Origin of the sequence: Latilactobacillus sakei (assembly GCA_002953655.1) — a bacterium.
Taxonomy (GTDB): Bacteria; Bacillota; Bacilli; order Lactobacillales; family Lactobacillaceae; genus Latilactobacillus; species Latilactobacillus sakei_A.
The window spans coordinates 1,990,647-2,011,563 of sequence record CP025839.1 but is presented as its reverse complement, the minus strand read 5'-3'; the positions used below and the strand labels follow the sequence as shown (position 1 = coordinate 2,011,563).

Sequence of the window (20,917 nt, the reverse complement as noted above, 5' to 3'; positions counted from 1 at the left end):
TAGAGGAGATTAGAAAATGACATATTTTAGAAAATGGCTTGGATTAGTGATGGGAGTGCTAGCAACGCTGCTTGTGGCATTTACTGTCAACCAACAAGTTGTTCATGCCGAAAAGGTAACTTATTCGGTTGCACCGATTTATCCGGAAAATCAAACGGATAAGAATTTAGGCTATTACGACTTACGTGTGAAACCTGGTCAAAAACAGGACGTATCGGTCGTCGTCCAAAATACTGGCAAAAAAGATCTTGAAGTAGATGTCGCACCAAATACGGCCATTACTAATCAAAACGGGGTGATTGATTACAGCCAGTCTGATCCACAGTACGATAAAACGTTGAAGTATCCATTTACTAAATTGATGTCACCAGCGCAACGCTTAAAGGTACCTGCTGAAAGTAGTCGAACAGCGACGTTTACGCTGAACGCGCCTAAAGAAAATTTTAAAGGGACTATTTTAGGTGGCTTTTATGTGTCACAAGTTAAGCAAGATCAAGTTGAACAAGCTTTAGACCATAAAAAAGGGACGTCTTTGACGAACCGCTATTCCTATATTCTGGGGGTTAAGTTAACGCAATCCGATCAAACGGTGAAACCACACTTACGGTTAAATCGAATTAAACCAGGCCTACTGAACGGTCATACTGGCATTTTAGCCAATATTCAAAATACGCAAGCTAACTCTGTAGGTGAGATGCAAGTCGATGCTAAGATTCGCCGGGTGGGTCAAAGTAAGGTGCTCTATCAAAGTAAACAGACTGATTTACAGATGGCACCTAACTCTAACTTTGATTACGGAATTGATTTGAAGAATCAACCGCTCAAAGCGGGCCACTATAATATTAAGATTAAGGTTAACTCAAATAAGGGCCAGTGGTTATTATCAAAGGATTTTGAAATTACGCAAAAAGAAGCCAGACAATATAATGGCAAGGCTGTTGAATTACCACAAAATAACTGGTGGTTATACGTGATTATTGGTATCATGGTACTCTTAATCTTGTTCCTACTCTTCTTATTATGGCGGAAAAACAAGCAAGATAAGACTGAAGAATAACAATCAAAAAGGGATGATTGCCATTAGGTGATCATCCCTTTTTATGATTAAAATTTACGTTGTGTCCAATGTTGACGGATGCGCTTCAATCCGCTATACTACCTTTAACAAGATAAGAGGTCGCAAAAACCATCAGTCGTTATTCTGAACTGACTAAGCAGTGATGAGGAATAATTAAAGGGGAATTTGCCGAAATGTCAATTTGCTTATTCATTTTGATGTTGGGACTTGGTTGAATAAATCAAGGACTGTCGTAACGAAACGTTACGGGGCGCTATCAACGGTTAATATAAGGCTTATAGTCTTTTTGTCGTTTTTAGCAGACAAAAAGGCTTTTTTGTTTGCTAAATTCGGAGGTTGGTGCGATTTTCTTGAAATAATAGAGAAAAGAGCGGAAGTAGTATGGCAGAAAATGAAATGAAGCGGGAATTAAAGACGCGACATCTATCGATGATTGCGTTGGGTGGTAGTATTGGAACGGGCCTATTCGTTACAAGTGGGTCGGCAATTGCCAAGGCGGGTCCCGGCGGCGCGCTACTTGCTTATTGTGGCATTGGGATCATGGTTTTCTTCTTGATGACCAGTTTGGGCGAAATGGCGACTTACTTGCCAGTTTCAGGGTCGTTTTCAACTTATGCAACGCGGTTTGTTGATCCAGCCTTAGGATTTGCACTTGGTTGGAATTACTGGTTTAATTGGGCGATTACGTTAGCCGTCGATATCAGTACCGCAGCTTTAGTGATGCAATTCTGGTTACCAGATATGCCGGGGTGGATTTTTAGTTTAGTCGCGCTATTATTGATTTTCTTGATTAACATCACGAGTGTGAAATCATTTGGTGAAACCGAATATTGGTTTGCGTTAATCAAAGTGGTGACCGTTATTATTTTCTTAGGTGTCGGTGTCTTAACAATTTTCGGCATCATGGGTGGTCATCGGACCGGTCTTAGCAACTTTACGCTTAAGAAAGCACCCTTTGTTGGTGGTTTACCAATGATGTTGAGTGTGTTTGTTGTTGCTGGTTTCTCATTCCAAGGGACCGAATTAATTGGAATTACAGCCGGGGAATCGAAGACGCCTGAAAAAAGTATTCCAAAGGCTATCAAACAAGTTTTCTGGCGTATTTTATTATTCTACATCTTATCAATCTTCGTGATCGCTTGTTTAATTCCTTATACAAGCCCTTCATTACTAGGTGCTAGTGAAACCAACATTGCGGTTAGTCCGTTTACCTTGGTCTTCAAGCGTGCTGGTTTAGCATCAGCTGCCAGCATCATGAATGCAGTCATTTTAACATCAGTCTTATCAGCCGCTAATTCAGGGATGTATGCTTCTTCAAGAATGTTGTGGTCAATGGCCGAAGATGGTTATGCGGCTAAGATTTTTGCCAAGACAAGCAAACGTGGTATTCCAGTGATGGCCTTGATTGGGACAACGATTATTGGCGCTTTAACTTTTATGACTAGTGTTTTTGGAACCCGAATTTATCTGTTCCTTGTGGCCGCTAGTGGTTTGACTGGTTTCATCGCTTGGTTAGGGATCGCGATTTCACATTATCGTTTCCGGCGGGCTTTTAAAGCACAAGGACATCAATTGTCAGAATTGAAATACCACGCACGGTGGTTCCCATTTGGCCCCATTTTCGCTTTCTTACTTTGCGTGATTGTCATTATTGGCCAAGATATTCAAGCGTTCGCGCATTTTGATTGGACAGCAATTGGGATTAGTTACATGAGTATTCCGTTGTTCATTATTCTTTACAGCTACTACAAGATTCGCTATAAAACAAAGGTTATTCCGTTAGAAAAAGTTGATTTGAGTAAACATCGCTAGACAATAAAAAAGAGCCGAGACAGATGTCTCGGCTCTTTTTTTGTTATTCTTTTGTTTTTTGGCGTAGTTTGTAGAGTAAGTAAAGAATGATCAAGATGAGTAATAGGATGCTGAACCCGACAATCAACCAGATAATATTGAGATGGTGCTTTTTCTCTGGTGATTTTAGTTCATCTTTGGCATTTTCTTTAAGGGTGGCGCGTTTAATTGTGAATTCGCTAGTAAAATGCCAAGTTTTCTTATCTGATTTAGCCGTCATATCTAATAAATAGGTACCAGCTTTGAGTGGTTTGTCCCCAGGCTCAATGGCGTAGTTGAAACTTGAGTTAGGCGCCATCTCTAGCCCTTTTTTATGGCTGCTATAGAGTAGTTTATGGTTTGATTTGCGATAAACTTTAGCATCCACTTTAAGTGGGGTTAACACCCAGTTACTTTCATTATAAAGGGTTGCTAGAACAGCAGAATGTTTATTCATATCTAACCCAGCGGTCACTTTTTTTAACTGAAGTTTGGTTTGCGGGGTTGAAGAGGGCATTGTACGAACGACAACTGGAATTTCAATCCCGTAATGATTGACGATTTGGGTTTTCTTGGCTGTTTGTTCTGGCTTAGCAGCATCTTTTTCGACGTGCAGTGCACCCAAGATGATTCCGGGGAAAGTCACAGGGGGCATTTTAAGCGGAATTGTCACATCTTTTTTACTGTTAGCTGGAACGGTTACTTTAACCGCTGCTGGATTAAGTTTATTAAGCGTTTGACCGTTATTAGATTGATCGCGAGAAACGTAGGCAATCTGACCACTGTTGTTGGTAACACCGTTGCGTAGCGTTACAGTATACGTAGCAGATTGATTGCTAGCGTTTATGACGTTAGCGACCAGTTTGGTATTTTGATTAGGTTTGGTTAAAATGTCGTAGAAGTCAGCTTCTTTAGTTTGTTCAGGTGTATCAACCTTTTTGATTGAAAAATTAGCCGAGTCCGCCCAAGCTTTTGTAGGGGTTAAGAAGAAGAGCGCTAATAATAATGGGAGGAAAAATCGAAGCGATTTTTTCATAGAACCTTCCTTTCGGTGGGGGGTATTAAAAAAGGCGTGACAAAAAATTGTCCCGACCTTTTATGAATTGTCTGTGATTAGTTGAAGTTAGCACTTCTAGTTGTAGGTGCAAGCGTCCAGTTAACATCCATGCTGATTGCTTTTGTACCATTCTTAGTTGCTTGGTCAGCAGATAATGCCATTGTTGCATTTTCAACAGTAGCAGTTTGTTCGCCAAATTTTGCATCCGCAGTTTTAGTGAAAACAGCAGCAGGTGTTGCTGATAATAATTGACCATTAATCGTTAAATCAGCAACATCTGAATCTGTTTGACCAGAGATTGTCCAAGCAGTTTGTGAAAATGTTGTATCTTTCACAGTAGCCTTCTTTTCATTAGGGTTTTCCAAAGTAGCTTTCATACCATTTGCGTCATATGCAATACTACCAAAATCGATATCATCGACACTTGTTAAAGTTTGTGTCCCGTCTGTGATAGCAAGGGTTCCCACTGATTTAGCTGTTGTGTCCGCAGCGTGAACAGGTGCTAGTTGGCTTAGCCCGACAACCCCCATAAGTGTTGCTGATGATACTGTTAACATTTTTACCAATTTATTCAAAATAGTGCCTTCTTTCATAATTATCTTTCTCATGAAATGAAATAATACCACACTAAAATGAAAAGATAAAGTATAAAGTCTATAACAATTTATATTATTGACTATACACCTACTGTCATATACTATAAAATTAGTTGATGTCGTTGAGAATTTAATTGAGGAACAAATATGAAAATAAATATCAAAATATTATTAAAAAGCTTGTTAGTCCTTAGTTTTGTGATTTGGCTAGTTCCATCTCACGGAAGTATGGCGGCGACTAGCAAAAACGGGCTGGTTCGTGTGGGTAATAAAACCATCGAACGGCCTAGCCAACGCTATCCGTTAGGGGCTGCCAGTGATGCGACATTATTTGCTGGGCAGAACATGATTGTTAACGGTAATAATACACAGAATATGCAAGGCGAATTTTATGCCGGGCATTTTTTAGTCGGGACTTCTGTGAATGATACTGAAGATAAGAATGAGTATCCGAGCACTAAAGTTAATAATTTTACGGATGCTAAGATAACCTTACCGACGAATTTAGATCCAGCGCTGGTTTCAGCGACCGCCTTTTCAAAAGCATTTACCAAAATTGTTGCAAATGATAATAGTATGATTGGTAAGGATAAGGAAGTTGGCCACTATGTTATGGGGACGTCGGCCCAAGACAATATACCAGATAGCCAGTTGAAAAGTATTCTTAATGATGATAATAAAGTGAAAACCTTCAAAAACCGGGCCTATCAATTAGATGGCAAGACAGCTTACTTAGGGGATATTAGCTATTTTAAAGATAATAAAGTTAGTACCCAAGCACAAGCGATTAGTAATGTGACCAACGTGAGTGATTATTATGCGAATCTAACGGCGACGGAATACGATACTGATGGTAATATTATTGGCTATAAGGGTGACGTCCATTCAGATGCTATTAAGTCGATCACGCTTAACAGCAAAGCGGTTAGTGGTAGTGGGCTAGGTGTCGATTTAAACAATAATGTCATCCAAGTTAATATTGATATGAATACGGCTAGTACCGATGTTGGGGTTGCAGTGGTTGATATTGATGGTGCTGCTAATGATGGCCTCTTCCAGAAGGCGGAAGGGATTTCTATTAATTTATTGAACTACACAGCGGGACAGCAAAAGATGCCGTTTGTGATCTTTAATTACCATAATTTCAAGACCTTTAATTTTAGTGCCAGTTCGACGTATAGTATTAGTGCCTACACGCCAGCCCAAGTGAAGGCTCATCCACCGGTTGAAAACAAATATTACCCACAAACGACAGCCCAGTATAATGAGCGATTGGATTATACGCCAGCTGATAATACTAAGCTTCGGTACAATTCAGCGGCCCATGTGATGAATAATTTTAATACGATTAATGGTGGGGATGACGCCGCCATTACACTGAATTCTAACCGTGGTTCGGAAGAAAATTATTCATTCATTGGGACCATTCTAGCACCGCATACGAATATTATTATTCAAGGCGATTCTCAATATAGTTTTGCTGGGAACGTGGTTACCAACCGGAGTATCTATTTAGATGGGAACGTCGCGGTTGATAAAGCTTTTGGGGCGAACTTCAATGCGGACGGTAAATTCCCGGGGACTTCCGATTTGGAATCAACGACCAAAGTACCGCGGATTTTGTCCGTGACCTTACCTAATGGCGTTAATTTCAGTCCGGAAAATGTTGAGACGAACTATGTCTTCCAGTTTTCGTTGAATAATAATGTTGAAATTGATCCAGAATCAGAAACGATGCACCGCTTGGATGGTCGGGCTTTTAAAAACACCTTTTTAATCGATCAACCCGCAGGGACCAGTAATGTATTATGGTCGCGAATGAATAATGGTAAGTGGAAGAAATATGAGCCAGATGGTAAAAATCCATTAGAACCTAATAAGACAAGTGAAGCGCAGACAGTTGAATTGTCGATTGCTGATGTTACCGAAGATCTAAAAACGAAAGACAATGTCGATAATTACGATGATCAAACCGTCTATAATGCCGGTCAGATTGACGGTGATTATGTTGTTGATGGCGTCGAGAAAGCCTTTATCGGTTGGCATTTATTGCATAAAAATAAATTCTCGTTTGTTGTCGCTAGCGCCTCTGACGATTTATCGACGATGACGGAAAGTGAAATCAAGGCAAAGTATGATAATACGATTACTAATTACACCTTGAATGTGCATGGTGATTTGTTGGTTAACTATCCAAAGGTATTTGATTTTGGGACCTATACATTAGGCACCTCTGAACAAGAACCGCTGAGTGTCGCTAAGGGCCAAATTAATGTTGAAAATCCGTTTTATATGAACTGGAAATTAGTTGTTAAGAATAGCACTTCTGGTGCCGATCTTGTTGATAATCCATTGTTGCAAAACGATGCAACTGACTTTAACGTCCAATTATACTCGTTAAAAACGGGAACGGATGATACTTGGGAAGCCGGGCAGATTGTAAATCTAGGTGACTTATTAAAAGGTCCAGAGACACCATTGTTAACATTGGATACCCAAAAACAATTGTCGGGGGATGAACAGTTAGACGCCATGCAACCGGCTAAATCAATGCCGTTTTATAAGAGCGATGTTAACTTGAAATTCCATAATGCTAAGGCGGATCATTACGCGAAGCATGCTGGTAGATATAAATTAGAGGCAACTTGGGAACTATCGACTGCGGATAAAGTAATGCCGGATAATTAAAAATGTGAAATCGACTTGGAAAGTATATTTACCAAAATAATAGCTAATCTTAAAAACATTAATATGAGAAGGAACTTGTTATAATAAAGATAGAGATATTCTTTAGATAATAGTTTGCTGTTGCGCTAGAATACAACGAGTTTGTTAAATAGCACGGGCTTTCAATTATATTAATAATATTTTTAAAGAGGTGTAATATGATGGTGAATAAGAAAAACAAATATTCGATATTAGGGTTATTGCTTTTTATAATGGTAATTGAAGCAATTGGTGGGTTATCAGGTTTGTTTGCGGGTGATATTAAAGGTATTTACAACGGCTTATCCTTGCCACCGTTAGCACCGCCGGATTATCTTTTTGGCATTGTATGGCCTTTGTTGTACGCGCTGATTGCGATTGCGGGGTATCTCATTTATAAAAACTTTACCAAGAATAACGTTGGTCTACTAGCCGGTAGTTTTTATAGCGCACAGATTATTTTAAATTTTGTTTGGAGTATCATATTTTTTAGAGGTTACTATTGGACGGGGTTCGTGGTGATTTTAATCCTAGATGTTTTAGTAATTGCGTGCATCAATTATGCTGCTAAGTTGAATAAGGTTGCTTGTTTGTTGTTAATGCCATATTTAGTGTGGCTGATATTTGCAACATATTTAACGGTTGCGGTCGCAATCCTCAACTAATGATCAGCTCGAGCATATTATTAAATATTAAACTGTCTTTTCTAGGCGGTACGTTATCGATATTTCATCGATAACGTACCGCCTATTTTTTAGGCAAAAAAATCCCCGCCAACATTAGCGGAGATTTCTAGAAAATTTTATAGGCTAGCCTTGATAAGGATCAGCGGCTTTAGCATATTGTTGGAAAGGTGCTAAGCGGTGTTCAAATAGTGAGGGAATAGTGACTAGATGATAGCCGTTCGCCCGTAATTGATCGATAATCTCAGGAAGTGCTTTGATTGTTTCCGGCGCGGTTCTGAGTAGCACAACATCGCCACCAGTTGTCCGTTCGATCACATTTTTGGTAATCTCAGCTGCCTGAATGTCGGTGCGCCAATCTTCTGAATCGACTGACCAACTGATTAAGCTCCGCTGACTGGCAGTTGCAATTGCTTTGTTGGTCGTATCTGGCGTGACACGCATGAATCGGGGGAGTACGCCAGTGGCTTGGAAAATTGCCCGATCTGTTTTAGTAATATTGGTTGTTAGATCGGGTTCGCTCATGGTATTGATCGAATCCTCAGCAGCATAACTTTGGTTACCAATCGCTTGGTTGGCTACCCTCAGTTGGCGGAGCACTTTGGGATGCTGATGAGCCGCTTCGCCGGTTGGAAAGAAGGTGGCTTGTACCGCTTTTTCGTTTAGAATCTTCAGAATTTGGTGAGTGCGGTCGGGATTAAGTGCGGTATTGAAGGTTAGGGCGACGGCCGCTGACTTCTTCTTGGCACGTGGCATTGTGTAATCTTCGGCGATGTAATCGGGGTTTAGATAAGGGCCGATTGTCGCTAGCGGTAACGTGATATGCTTGATGCCTAAAGTATTTTTGGTGAAGTGGAGCGTTAGACCGTGTTGCGAAAAAGAAAACTGGTGATAATTGAGATCAGTCGGAAAATCAAGCTTTTCCAACTCTTCTAATTGTTGCGTTGTATAGTGATGCTTTTTTAATTGTTGATCGATAGCAGTTTGTTTAATCATTGGTAGTGTCGCGGCATCTTTATATAAGGCTTTGAAAGTCACCGGTTTAGTTTGATTGGCGAGATTATAGACTGCTTCATGACCTAATTGATCAGCGAATTTACCGAATTTAGTACTGAACCGATGATTAACCTGGCTGTAAACGGCACCAGTTGGTGTTAAACGATAGGTATCGTTGTGAAGGTTGTCGCCGTTATAGGTAATATAAACAGTGATGTTTTTTTGCTTGTTTCTGCGGGCTTTTTGGTAGAGTCGTTCACCGATGCGTTGTTGTTGCTGAAGTAAATCGATTGTGTGACCTTCTTGGTTCTTAGGAACAAAGTAGTAAATTTTCCCAGCCGGTTTGCTATCGGTGTAAACGGTAAAATTCGCATAATTATTTTCGGAATGAGTTCGATAGGCTTTGAAAATAGCTCTTTGACTCGTTTTAATTTGGGCCTCTCTTTGTTGGTGGCTAAAATATTGGTTTTCAAAATAAATAATCGGTATTGCGATAAGTGCTAGAATGAAAATAATGCTCTTTTGCCATGTTCGCATATTGGTTTCCCCCAAGAATAACTGATACATATTAGTATACTGAATCGAACCGTACTTTAAAAGCAATCACTTGGTGCGAAGAGGGGAGAATAAATGGTCCAGTCCAATAACCACTAAAAAAATGATTGAAAAATAGTGAAAGTTTACATTGTTGAATGTCGATACAACATACTGTAAAAAAAATTTCAGTTAATTTTTTTTAATGAAATATAGCGGGTGAATTTCATCACTAATGCTGCCTCGAAAGGATAATTGAATAAAATAACAATTATCATTTTAAAGTGTTAGCAAATAGTAATATTGAAATACGCAATTAATGATAATGGTTTAGTCCAATTTAATTGTTGATTTGGGGATAAGAGACTCAAAAGATAGAAAAAATATCTAATTTTTAAATTTAATAATGAAGCGACTATCAAACGGCGTATTTGATGTAATTTAATTATTCACTATTTAGATTAGTTTAAATGTTGAATTAATGCTATTTTGACGGGCAATTATCAGGGCTGAATAATTTTACGAATGAAGTAAATGGGGTTTATTATAATGTCAGATACGGATTTTTTAGTCTGAAAAATGAAATGAACTTTTGGGGGTTTATAATTAAGGGGAAACTTGTGTTTTTGACATTTATGACCTAAACTTACCTTACAGTAATGAATAACTAATACATGTAAGTAATATTAAATAACGAATTATTTGGGGGAAATTATAATGAAACAAACAAAATTCGCATTATTAGCAGCAGTCACATTGGCAGGTGCAACGTTGATCAACGTTGCTGGGGTACAAGCTGCAGATACACCAACTGTTACACCAGGTTCAGGTATTGAGGCAACAACAAAGGACGGTAAGTTAGAAGCTGGGGCAACAACAACGGCAGAATTTAACGTTAAAGCAGGTAAGTTAACATTAGATGCTGCCCCTGATTTTAACTTTGGTACTAAAGATGGTATTGATATCAATACTATTATGCATGCAAATCATGAAGCGCCAATTACTCAAATAAGTAGTACTGATTTAAAAAAACATAGTGATGATCATACAAAAACGGGTTCGATTAATCAATCAGCAACTGACACATTACAAGTCAGCGATTATCGTGGTGTTAACAACCATTGGACCTTATCTACTACTATGAGTCAATTTACAAGTGCTAATGGTGGCACTGCAGATGGCAAGATTCTCTTAGATAACGCTAAATTAGGTTTGTCAGATAAGGTAATTGACACTAACACATCTAATGTTATTATGACTTCTGCAGATGCTTTAAGTCTTGCAACTTCTGGAAATCAAGAAGGTCTTTTCACAGTAGCGCGTCAATTAGACGCTGGTTCTAAATTAGAATTAAGCAACTTAAAAGATATTCAAAACGGGGTTTACGACGCCGCCATTACTTGGACTTTATCCGACAATCCAACAACAAAATATGCTGGTTAATCATTAATATTTATCAAATAATATAATTAAAAGTTGGGGGAACCCAACTTTTTTTCGTGAAGGAGATCCGATGAAAAAAAGACATACATTGTTATTATCATTGATGGGGTTTGTACTATTGCTATTAATGGTTGTTAATACGCAAATAGTCCATGGGGCAGGTGCTGGGTTTACGGTGAGTGCCAATATTCCCGATAATCAATACGATAATGCACTAACAAGTTTTGATTTGGTAATGAAACCCAATCAAACTGAAACATTAGCGGTCACGCTAGAAAATTTAGAAGATAATACTAAAACGATTGATGCTTCTGCTAATACAGGTTATACGACCGTTTCAGGGTCGGAAGCCTTTGATAAGTATCATCCAGGAAGTTTGTCACAAGCGGAATATCAATTTAGCCAAATATTTGACCAACCGCAAGTCATCACGCTAAAACCGCGGGAGACTAAAACGGTTAATTTCAAGGTGACAATGCCGGCTAAATTATACAACGGTGTTTTAAAAGGTGCGTTATACTTTAAAGACACTAAAGCGGGCAGTCATCAAAAGACGGACCAACAAGGTTTTAGTGTGGATAATTATTATGCGATGGCACTTGGAGTTATTTTAAGGGAACATCCTAACAGCCATGTCCTACCCGAATTGAAATTACGCCGGATTCGAATTAGTGGCAATAATTATTTAAATGAGCCAGCTATTTTGGCTAAATTACAAAACATCGCGCCAGCCACACCCGGGGCGATGACGATTAGTGCGAGCGTTTCAAAACATAAGGGCAGCAAGGTGCTCTTTGGCAACAAGCGTGAAGGTATTACGATGGCGACGAATTCTAGTTTTGAATACGGTATTCCATTGGGGAATAATTGGATTAGTCCAGGGAAACATCACTTACACTTAGTGGCTAAATCGGATCAAAAGACATGGGTCTTCGATCAAGATTTCGAAATCACAGTTGGACAAGCAATGAAATTAAATCGTAAGAATAAAGACTTATGGTGGATTTGGTTAATTATTCTATTAATTATTATTTTCATTATCCTATTGATTACGACGTATTACTTGGGGTATCGTCGTCGTAAGAAACAAGATGAAAAACAAATGAAAGAACTAGAAAAACAATAACGTGGGGGTGTCTTCTAGCGCTTAATGGGGAAGTAAGGACTGGAGGCAACATATATGACAAAAAGAAATTATGGTTTAATCGCACTAGCAATTGGTTGTTTTGCAATGACGAGTTTTATTAATCATCAAAATGTCCAAGCGACTGAGACGGTGATTAAAAATAAGGCACGAATTGATAATAAATATCCGCTAGGTGGGGCATCTAATTTTATGATGGTTGCTGGAAACCAGTTTGTTCAATCTGAATCTCCATTTAGTGGTCGAATAATGGCTAATTCAGTCATTTTGAAGAAGGATTGGCTTGGTGCACCAGGATTTAACGGTTCAACTGAATCAAGTACAAATACAGCGTATGATAACTATTTTAAGAATTTAAAAAATCCAGCCGTCATTATTAATGATTTCACAAAAGGAAATGAAAAAATATTTGATAAAACTAAAGGAATGAAAAACTTAGTTTTTCATTTAGGGGGTATGTGGCAAAATCCGCTAGTTGAAGATGGTATTTCTAAAAATACTGAGTTTGCAACTGATACGCCGAAAGCCGATGCTGAAGCAGCATACCCTGGAATGTCGGTCTCGCTTTCTGGTTTTAGCAAGGGACAACAAGGGACTTTTGAAGGTCTTTGGAAGAATAAAATGGTAGAAGGTACAAACGGTAATTTAGCTAAACTACCACAGTATGTTGATAACGGGATTAATAAGTATGAAACGAATGGCAATTCAGCAGCTACAGATTATAGCTTACAGCAAAATATCCAGGATGTGAGTGATTTTTATGAAGATCTCATTCCGGAAGGACAGAGTTTTTGGTCGAGTACTGATGAAATTATGGATTTAAAACAAACAAATCCGATTAATAATGAGAATGCGGTGGTAAGGCCAAAATCTAATCCGTTCTATATTACTGATCCATGGACTGAGGTCACAGATGTGGTTATCAACATTGTTGCTAAAGCAGATGATCCAACTGTGAGTGCCGAAACAAGAGAAAAAACTAAGCCATATGCTGCAGAAGTGGATGGTAAGAAGCCGATTGTTGCGGTTTCGATTGATCGAAATCGATTAACTGAGAATTATGAAAAAGCTAAACACATGAATATACAGTTTCACTTTTCTGATAGTTTCTATAAAAATGAGGGGAAAACATTAGATCCAGAAAAAATACCATATATTGTTATTAATTATAAAAATTTTAACGATAAAAGATTTGATTTCCAACCTGGAGACGGCTTCTATATTGGAAGTATTGATAATTTCAGATTTCCATTGTATACAGCAGATGTTGGTAAACCTGGATACGTTAATAGCATTTCCAAAGAGGTTGGGGGTGCATCTGATGAAGATTGGAGCAATCCAAATGTACTGAAATTTGGCTCTCATCTACTAAATAACTTTACAGATACGTACGATTCTGACAACTACCCAGAATTATTTGATCAAGATAAACAGGATAATTCAGGATTAACGGCACAAACTGCTGCAGTTAGTTACACTAACCGTAGCCCAGGGACGATGTTATTTGGGACGATGTTAATCCCTCATGGTTCTTATTACGCCGGGAGTTCTACACATGGACTATATATTGGTGGAGTCGTTGCGGCGAATAATATTACGTTGGATAATGCGATTATTTCCCCAGAGCATGATAAGTCTGTTTTTGGTAATAACCAAGAATTTCCGGATTTAAACGATGGCGGTAGCGTCAAAAAGCCAATCATCGATTCCATCGATCTAAATGATCCTGGTAGTAAGAATTCTCAATCGCTTAAGAGTGGTGGGACGGCTAAGTTTGATTATGCTGATGGGACTTTAAAGCCTGCACCTAGTCTAGGGATTACAGGGGAGTTAAAGCTATCGAATGTACCTAACAGCTATGGCTTATATTATCGGTATAACAGTAACGGTAATAACGATAAAGGTGAGTGGCATCGCTATTCCAGTGGTGCCCAAACTGGGACCTCTGTAAAGCTAGATCAAGAAAGTTTATTGGCTGATTTAAATAATCAGACCAAGGCAATAGCTGGAGACGTGAAAACTGAGGCACAGAAGATTGGCTACCCACTCACTAAAACTAGCGGGATTGAATTTGCCACAACGGCGGATGCCAAGGCGGCAACGCTTGCTGCGGATAAGATTGAAACCACGGCAACATTTAATTTTACCCTGCAGGTGAAGGCCGCTCTTGAAGTGACCGTACCGGCTAGGATATCATTTGGCACGGATGTTTTGGGTCATTCTTCAGGTGAGGCAACAAGAACGGTTGCTATCAACGAGATTCAATTGGCCCAAAAATCGGTTGCTGATACTGGAACGGCTGAGGCGCCAAAGGTAACTGTTTATAATCCGTTATTAAATGGTTTTAATTTAAAATTAGCCTATCTAGATGCGAATGAGGCAAGTCACAATCCATTTTATATTACTAATAATTTTAAATACAATATCAATAATGTAGCCCCGCTACCATTAGCGCCGGATAAGAGCGATGGTGAGTGGATTGATGGAATTTTGAAACGTGACACGACAGCGCAAAGTCTAGAAACACGGATGGGGGATAATCCCCTTAAGGAGAGCTCACTACAGCTTCATTTACCGTATAGAAATGATTATCAGATTTCAACAGATCCTTACGAAGCGCCGATGGGGTGGCAGCTGACACTTTAGAAAATTTTTTAACTAGAACTTAGCAAAATCTAATGATAATGCTAAGTTCTTTTTTTGTTTCGTTTTTAACATTTAACGCCTAAAAAATAACGGGATGAGATTAATAATTATTTAACGCAGCTCAATGTTAATAATCAATACTATGTATATTATTATAATATTCTAAAATATTATTTATGATTATAATGTTTAATTGCATTTGATAAGGGTATAATAGAACTGCGGTAATAAAAGAATTCAAATTAATATAAAATTAATTCTAGCTCATCAGTCGTTTGCCAATGATAGTTAGTTTGGACTGGAGGTGCTACTTAGATGAATACGAACAGTATTTATTTGACGCTAGCTGAGAAAGAAAAATATGCTTTATTCTTAGATATTACTAACGTTAAGTGGGATGAACTGCCCGTTAAGAAACGAATTAGTATGGCCAGACAGGTTGATTACCTGATTGATGATGTGAATTTAAAACAGGTTGCGGCGCTTTTAGATCGTAACTATGGTAGTTTATATAATATGTATATGAGTATGGTAGGTGACTTGCAGGCAGTATTAGGCACTGATACGGATGATGCTCGTCAGCTCTTCAAGGTACCAAGTGATGCTTACCATTTTTATATGGTAAAAAATTCGGATGTCTATGATTTTGTCCAAATTTTATTACATGGTGGCAACGTCTCGTTCCAATCGTTTTGGGAGAAGCATCAAAGTAGTAAGGCGACAGTCTTACGACATTTAAAACAGGTACGGGATTTAATCCGCGCTTTTAATGTCCGCATCGCATACGATCCAATTCACTTAGAAGGTGATGAAAAGGCGATTCGGATTGCACTGGTGACCTTATATTGGCTAGCAGCTGGTGGCCATACCTGGGTTTTTGATGAGGTTAATCAGCAAACAGCACACGAGGCGTTTGATTATGCGGTTGAGGCCTATCAGTTGGAAAAACCCAATTTGTTAACCCGTGAGATTGGCGCTTATATGATTGCAGTCTCTTATTATCGTGTGATGCAAGGGAAGATTATTGAAGAAGATGAGCGGATGTCATTGATTCGCTATCCGTATCCGGATTTGACGAATGCCTATTTAGTCGCTGATTTTACGCAAGATCTCATTAACTTACGGGCAACGTTGGCACAACTATCGCCGGCGCAATGCCGCGCAGAGTCGGCTGGCTTATACTTCATTTTGAAATACGGCCCAATGCCTTTGAAGTCAAAAGAGCGATTTGATATGGACGAATGTAAGGTGTATGAACGTTATGTACCAGAAGTTTATCGATTTGTCCGGCATTTCCTAGAACGGACGCCAATCGATATTCAGCGCTACTTAGGGATTTCTGATGCCGTTTATCACGAACTCCAAAACGCTTTATTCGTTGTGACGACTAATATTCATGTATTAGGGAATGATATGACTTCAGTGGCATCTCATCAATTAATGGAACGGCTAAAGCTATTACGGCCAAACGAGCAGTTACATGCTGATGTGAGTCAAACAATCGATTATCTTTTATTTGAACCTGAATTTCGATTATTTGCGCCTAATCGAGATGCGATTGTGAAGGCCTACTATAATTTAGTGCGTCAATTGATTCAACAATATCGGCCGGTTAACCGCGTTAAGGTTGCTCTAGTGATTGAACAGGATTACTTAGGGTATATGGATATTTTAGCCGCCTTAGAGAATATTCAATATGTCGATGTTAGTACTAGTGATGATGCACTACGGGATGCTGATCTAGTCGTCACCACGGCAAGTATTACCTTGCCAGAATATACCAATTCAGATGCCGTGCCGTTTGTCTGGCGTCTGAATGCCAACAGCGATCATTATGCGCGGTTATATGGCATTGTTCACGAATTATGGATTCAAAAATCACATTTAGAAAAATCTGAGCTCGATTGATAACGTACACATTTGTATGCAAAAAAGGCCTGGATAAGTTATTATCCAGGCCTTTTTTAAATCAGATTCAGATTGCTTTAGATTGTTGTTCGTTTAATTCTTTAACGCGTTGGTCGATCATGTCGATGACTTTTTTACGATCAGCTTCGTTTTCAACGAAATCTAGCACATCACCGTCGATTTGCATCTTAGGACTTTCGTCGTAAGCTTCGTACCAAGCATCGTAACGGCTATTTAGTTCTTTATAGTAGTCGTAGAGGGTTGGGTCAGCATCTAATTGTTCGTAAGAACGGCCACGTTTTTGAATCCGTGAAAGCATTGTTTCAAAGCTAACACGCACGTGGATTAATAAATCAGGGCGCTTCTTGTGGGCAGCAAATGGTAATTCTTGCATCATGTTGGCTAACAATTCGTCGTAAACGCGGACTTCAGTTGCTGTTGCGCGACCAAGATCAGCATTTAGATGGAAGAGTAATGAATCTTCGAAAATTGAGCGATCCAAGATGTTGTTATCATCGGTGTAAGCTTGCTTGATACTGTCAAATCGTTTATTTAAGAAATAGATTTGGAGTAAAAAAGCATACTTAGTAGGATCTTTATAAAATAAAGGTAATACTTCATTATCGTCGACGGATTCGTAAAAAGCTTCCGTTCCTAAATGATCAGATAAATATTTTGTTAAACTAGTTTTTCCTGCACCAATTGTGCCAGCAAGTACGAGCAATGTCATCAGTCTCCCTCTTTTGACTATAAAATGTGTTTTAAGTGTTATTGATATACAACATGTGGTGTTTCGCCACCAAACGTCACTTAAATATTCTAGCATTTTTAGCGTAAAAAGCAACGCTTGTTTATTGAAGCGAGATGTGGTTTCATTCCCTAGTCATTAATGATAAAATAAATTGCTCCTTATAGATAACTTTCCGGGAGGTTAGTCAGTTGAATAGAAATGATAGTATTTTTTTAACGCAGGCCGAAAATGATAAATACGGCTTGTTGTTGGATATCGCGAGTTTGAAGCGGGATGAATTACCCGTCAAAAAAAGAATTGCACTATCTCGAAAAAATAAGCCACTAGTCGACGACGTGAATTTGAAGCAGGTCGCGGCCTTATTAAACCGTACTTATGGGAGTTTATATAATACCTATATGAGTATTGTTGCTGATTTGAAAGAAGTTGTTGGTGAAGACACTGAAGATGTGCAAAAGCTATTCAGTGTACCATTGGATGCCTATCATTATCACTTAGTGAACCAATCGGATGTGTTTGATTTTGTGAACATCTTGCTCAAGGGCGAAGAAGTCACTTTCGAACAATTCTGGGAAGCACACGATATTAGTAAAGCAACCGCTCTGCGACATTTGAAGGGTGTCCGGGATTTAATCCGCTCATTTGATATCCGCATGTATTACGATCCAATTCGCCTTGAAGGTGATGAAAATAAGATTCGTTTAGTGCTCACCATTTTATTCTGGTTAGCCACTGACGGACACACTTGGCCTTTTGAAACGATTGACCGGATTGATGCCTTAAAGGCGTTTGATTTAGCAGTCGACCGTTTCCAATTAGCAAGACCCAATGTTTTAACGCGTGAATTGGGCGCATACTTAGTGGTCATCATGTACTATCGAATTGTTCAACGACACTATATTCAAGGCCCAACAGAAGAGAATCTATTACGGTACCCGGTTCCCAACATGATTAACGCATATATCGATCAGCCTTTTATCGGACCAGCATTAATCATTAAAAATGCGATGGCACAGATGACAACGGAAGAAGCAATGGCTGAATCCTTTAATTTCTATGACTTAATGAACTTTGGTCCAATCTTGTTACAAGGTAATAATCGTTATATGCCTTCTTACGATGATCGCTATGAGCGTTATATTCCTAAAACCCATAAGTTTGTGATGGATTTTATAGCTAAAGTGCCAATTGATCTTGAAAATCATTTGAATTTGGAAGAAGAAGACTTTGAAGGATTAGTACAGACGTTAATGGCGACCGTCATGACGATTTATATGTTCAAACAAGATGTGATGTCGATGATGGCTAACCATTTAATGGATGACTATACACGCTTGAAAGAAAATCCGATTCTCAAGCAGGATATTGAAGATACAGTCGACTATTTATTGATGGATAAAAGTTTAGACTTTATCAGTGATTTGCGCGATGAGATTGTTAGCGGGCTTTATAATGTCTTGCGGCAAGTTGTTCAACGCATGGCCCCAACAACTTTTGTGAAAGTGGTGGTTGTCTCAGAACAATCATTCTTGGGTTATTTTGATTTAATGATGTCCCTTAAAAATATTCGTTATGTAAAAGCTAGTCACGATGATGCTGATTTAGCGGATGCAGATATGGTCATCAGTACATCAAGTATCTCATTGGCCAATAAGGTTAACCCAGATGCTGTGATGTTTAAGTGGAATCAAAATGCAGATAGTGATCACTATGGTCGCCTATATGGGTTATTAAGAGAACTTTGGTTACAAAAGTCATCGGATTGTGATTGAATTTAATTGCCAAATAGGTTATTCTTAATGCAAGAGATAAACACGTGAATAAGCGCCTATATGGATTGACAGAGAGATACCGGTTGGTGGAAGGTATTGAATCCAGTATTCCAGCGTAATAGTGGGTAGTGAATAACTACACGGCACCTGACCGTTATCAGCAATGAAGGGCACTGGTTATTTGGTAATCAGTGAACTTGGGTGGTACCGCGAATGTGAAGTCTTTTCGTCCCAATTAGGGGATGAGAAGGCTTTTTTTGTTGATTATTATCTATAAAAAGGAGAGAGTGCTATGTTAGATATCAGAGTAATTCGGGAAAATGTCCAATGGGCAAAGGATAAATTAGCAACTCGTGGCATTGATGCCGCAGAAATCGATGAGGTAGTTGCCTTAGATGAAAAACGGCGCGCTTTAATCGTCCAAACCGAAGAATTGAAGAAAAATAGAAACGCGGCTTCAGAAGCAATCGCTGTTGCTAAACGCAATAAGGAAGATGCAACTGAACAAATCGCTGCGATGAAGAATGTCGGCGCAGAAATCAAAGACTTAGATGCCCAATTAGCTGAAGTCAAGGAAAAAGTGGACTATATTTTGGTTCGCTTACCTAACTTCCCTGATGATTCAGCACCAGTTGGTTTGGATGAAAGCTTCAGCCGTGAAGAACGTAAATGGTCAACCCCCCGCGAATTTGATTTCGAACCATTAGCACACTGGGATATCGGTGAAAAATTGGGTATCTTAGATTTTGAACGGGCTGCTAAAGTTTCAGGAAGCCGTTTCGTTTATTACAAGGGTGCTGGTGCACGTTTGGAACGGGCCGTTTATAACTTTATGTTGGATCAACATGCCAAAGAAGGTTATGAAGAAATGATTACCCCTTACTTGGTTAATGGTGAATCAATGTTTGGGACTGGCCAATTTCCTAAGTTTACGGAAGATGTTTACACAATGACTAATGAAGGCGAACCAATGACCTTGATTCCAACAGCCGAAGTGCCATTGACAAACTTCTACCGTGATGAAATCTTAGATGGCGCCCAATTACCAATCTACTTCACAGCCTTATCACCAGCCTTCCGTTCAGAAGCTGGGAGTGCCGGTCGTGATACACGTGGTTTAATCCGGATGCACCAATTTAACAAAGTTGAAATGGTGAAATTCACAAAGCCTGAAGAATCATTTAATGAATTAGAAAAAATGACCAACGATGCTGAAAACATCTTAAAAGCATTGAACTTGCCATACCATGTCATTACATTGGCAACTGGCGATGCCAGCTTCACATCAGCTAAGACTTATGACATTGAAGTTTGGTTACCAGCTCAAAATACTTACCGTGAAATCTCAAGCTGTTCAGATTGTACCGACTTCCAAGCACGTCGCGCCCAAATTCGTTACCGTGACGAAGATGGCCACGTGAACTTGGTCCACACATTGAACGGTTCAGGTTTAGCGGTTGGCCGGACAGTTGCTGCCATTTTGGAAAACTACCAAAATGAAGACGGCAGTGTCACAATCCCAGAAGCATTGGTACCATACATGGGTGGCATGACAAAAATAGAGCGCGTTTAAGATAAGAGCGCGTTTGAAACGGGTTGGCTTTGAGCATTAGACTAAATCCGTGAATAAGCAACGAAGTCGATTGTTTGACGTTCAGAGCTAACCGCAAGGATATGGTTGGTAGAACACGTTTAGGTCCCTTTTATCGCCTTCCAGTGGTGCAATGACTACTTTGGAAATCTCACGCAAAGCAAGATAGTTAAGTAAAATTT

The 20,917-nt window shown here is 39.1% G+C and carries 15 protein-coding genes and 3 pseudogenes; 14 read left to right on the top strand and 4 right to left on the bottom strand.

Going from position 1 to position 20,917, the window contains the following annotated elements; genetic code table 11:
• The first annotated feature begins 16 nt into the window (after nt 1-16).
• The 3 genes from C0213_09970 to C0213_09960 all read left to right on the top strand — a co-directional run bounded on the left by C0213_09970 (nt 17) and on the right by C0213_09960 (nt 2,890).
• Nucleotides 17-1,057 carry a cell wall protein gene (locus tag C0213_09970; protein AUX12713.1) on the top strand — a complete coding sequence of 347 codons (1,041 nt, stop codon included), beginning with the start codon at nt 17-19 and terminating at the stop codon, nt 1,055-1,057.
• Between the two features lie 202 nt (nt 1,058-1,259).
• Nucleotides 1,260-1,478 carry a hypothetical protein gene (locus C0213_09965; GenBank protein ID AUX12712.1) on the top strand — a complete coding sequence of 73 codons (219 nt, stop codon included), beginning with the start codon at nt 1,260-1,262 and terminating at the stop codon, nt 1,476-1,478.
• Complete coding sequence (locus tag C0213_09960) at nt 1,460-2,890, top strand: gamma-aminobutyrate permease (protein AUX12711.1); 1,431 nt, start codon at nt 1,460-1,462, stop codon at nt 2,888-2,890. The genes C0213_09965 and C0213_09960 overlap by 19 nt, the downstream gene beginning before the upstream one ends.
• Nucleotides 2,891-2,933: 43 nt before the next feature.
• Here C0213_09960 and C0213_09955 read toward each other — a convergent pair whose 3' ends face one another.
• Nucleotides 2,934-3,944, bottom strand: coding sequence for a cell surface protein (locus C0213_09955; protein AUX12710.1), 1,011 nt, complete (start codon nt 3,942-3,944; stop codon nt 2,934-2,936).
• 77 nt (nt 3,945-4,021) lie between these two features.
• A complete protein-coding gene (locus C0213_09950; GenBank protein ID AUX12709.1) occupies nt 4,022-4,558 on the bottom strand; it encodes a hypothetical protein in 537 nt (178 codons plus the stop codon).
• Between the two features lie 231 nt (nt 4,559-4,789).
• On the opposite strand from C0213_09950, the pseudogene C0213_09945 reads away from it, so the two are divergent.
• The 5 genes and pseudogenes from C0213_09945 (at nt 4,790) to C0213_09925 (ending at nt 7,932) form a co-directional block, all read left to right on the top strand.
• A pseudogene (locus C0213_09945) lies at nt 4,790-4,984 on the top strand (hypothetical protein).
• A 189-nt stretch (nt 4,985-5,173) separates the two neighbouring features.
• Nucleotides 5,174-5,467: pseudogene (locus C0213_09940) on the top strand (hypothetical protein).
• A gap of 78 nt (nt 5,468-5,545) precedes the next feature.
• Nucleotides 5,546-6,238 (top strand): annotated as a pseudogene (locus C0213_09935) (hypothetical protein).
• A gap of 315 nt (nt 6,239-6,553) precedes the next feature.
• Entirely contained in the window at nt 6,554-7,249 is a 696-nt protein-coding gene (locus tag C0213_09930; protein ID AUX12844.1) for a hypothetical protein, read from the top strand.
• 200 nt (nt 7,250-7,449) lie between these two features.
• A complete protein-coding gene (locus tag C0213_09925) occupies nt 7,450-7,932 on the top strand; it encodes a sensory protein (protein ID AUX12843.1) in 483 nt (160 codons plus the stop codon).
• Between the two features lie 144 nt (nt 7,933-8,076).
• Here C0213_09925 and C0213_09920 read toward each other — a convergent pair whose 3' ends face one another.
• Nucleotides 8,077-9,513, bottom strand: a complete 1,437-nt coding sequence (locus C0213_09920; GenBank protein AUX12708.1) for a hypothetical protein — start codon at nt 9,511-9,513, stop codon at nt 8,077-8,079.
• A gap of 684 nt (nt 9,514-10,197) precedes the next feature.
• Here C0213_09920 and C0213_09915 point away from each other — a divergent pair.
• From C0213_09915 to C0213_09900, 4 genes are all read left to right on the top strand, one after another.
• Nucleotides 10,198-10,923 carry a hypothetical protein gene (locus C0213_09915; protein ID AUX12707.1) on the top strand — a complete coding sequence of 242 codons (726 nt, stop codon included), beginning with the start codon at nt 10,198-10,200 and terminating at the stop codon, nt 10,921-10,923.
• Between the two features lie 70 nt (nt 10,924-10,993).
• Nucleotides 10,994-12,049: a hypothetical protein gene (locus tag C0213_09910; GenBank protein ID AUX12706.1), complete on the top strand. Its 1,056-nt coding sequence runs from the start codon at nt 10,994-10,996 to the stop codon at nt 12,047-12,049.
• Between the two features lie 54 nt (nt 12,050-12,103).
• Nucleotides 12,104-14,713, top strand: coding sequence for a hypothetical protein (locus C0213_09905; protein AUX12705.1), 2,610 nt, complete (start codon nt 12,104-12,106; stop codon nt 14,711-14,713).
• Between the two features lie 315 nt (nt 14,714-15,028).
• Nucleotides 15,029-16,621, top strand: a complete 1,593-nt coding sequence (locus C0213_09900; GenBank protein AUX12704.1) for a hypothetical protein — start codon at nt 15,029-15,031, stop codon at nt 16,619-16,621.
• 67 nt (nt 16,622-16,688) lie between these two features.
• On the opposite strand, the gene C0213_09895 is transcribed toward C0213_09900, so the two are convergent.
• Nucleotides 16,689-17,351, bottom strand: a complete 663-nt coding sequence (locus tag C0213_09895) for a deoxynucleoside kinase (GenBank protein ID AUX12703.1) — start codon at nt 17,349-17,351, stop codon at nt 16,689-16,691.
• A gap of 209 nt (nt 17,352-17,560) precedes the next feature.
• Between C0213_09895 and C0213_09890 the strand changes: the two genes are divergently transcribed.
• Together C0213_09890 and C0213_09885 are read left to right on the top strand one after the other, a co-directional pair.
• Entirely contained in the window at nt 17,561-19,144 is a 1,584-nt protein-coding gene (locus C0213_09890; GenBank protein AUX12702.1) for a hypothetical protein, read from the top strand.
• Between the two features lie 292 nt (nt 19,145-19,436).
• Nucleotides 19,437-20,717 carry a serine--tRNA ligase gene (locus C0213_09885; GenBank protein AUX12701.1) on the top strand — a complete coding sequence of 427 codons (1,281 nt, stop codon included), beginning with the start codon at nt 19,437-19,439 and terminating at the stop codon, nt 20,715-20,717.
• Nucleotides 20,718-20,917: the final 200 nt, after the last annotated feature.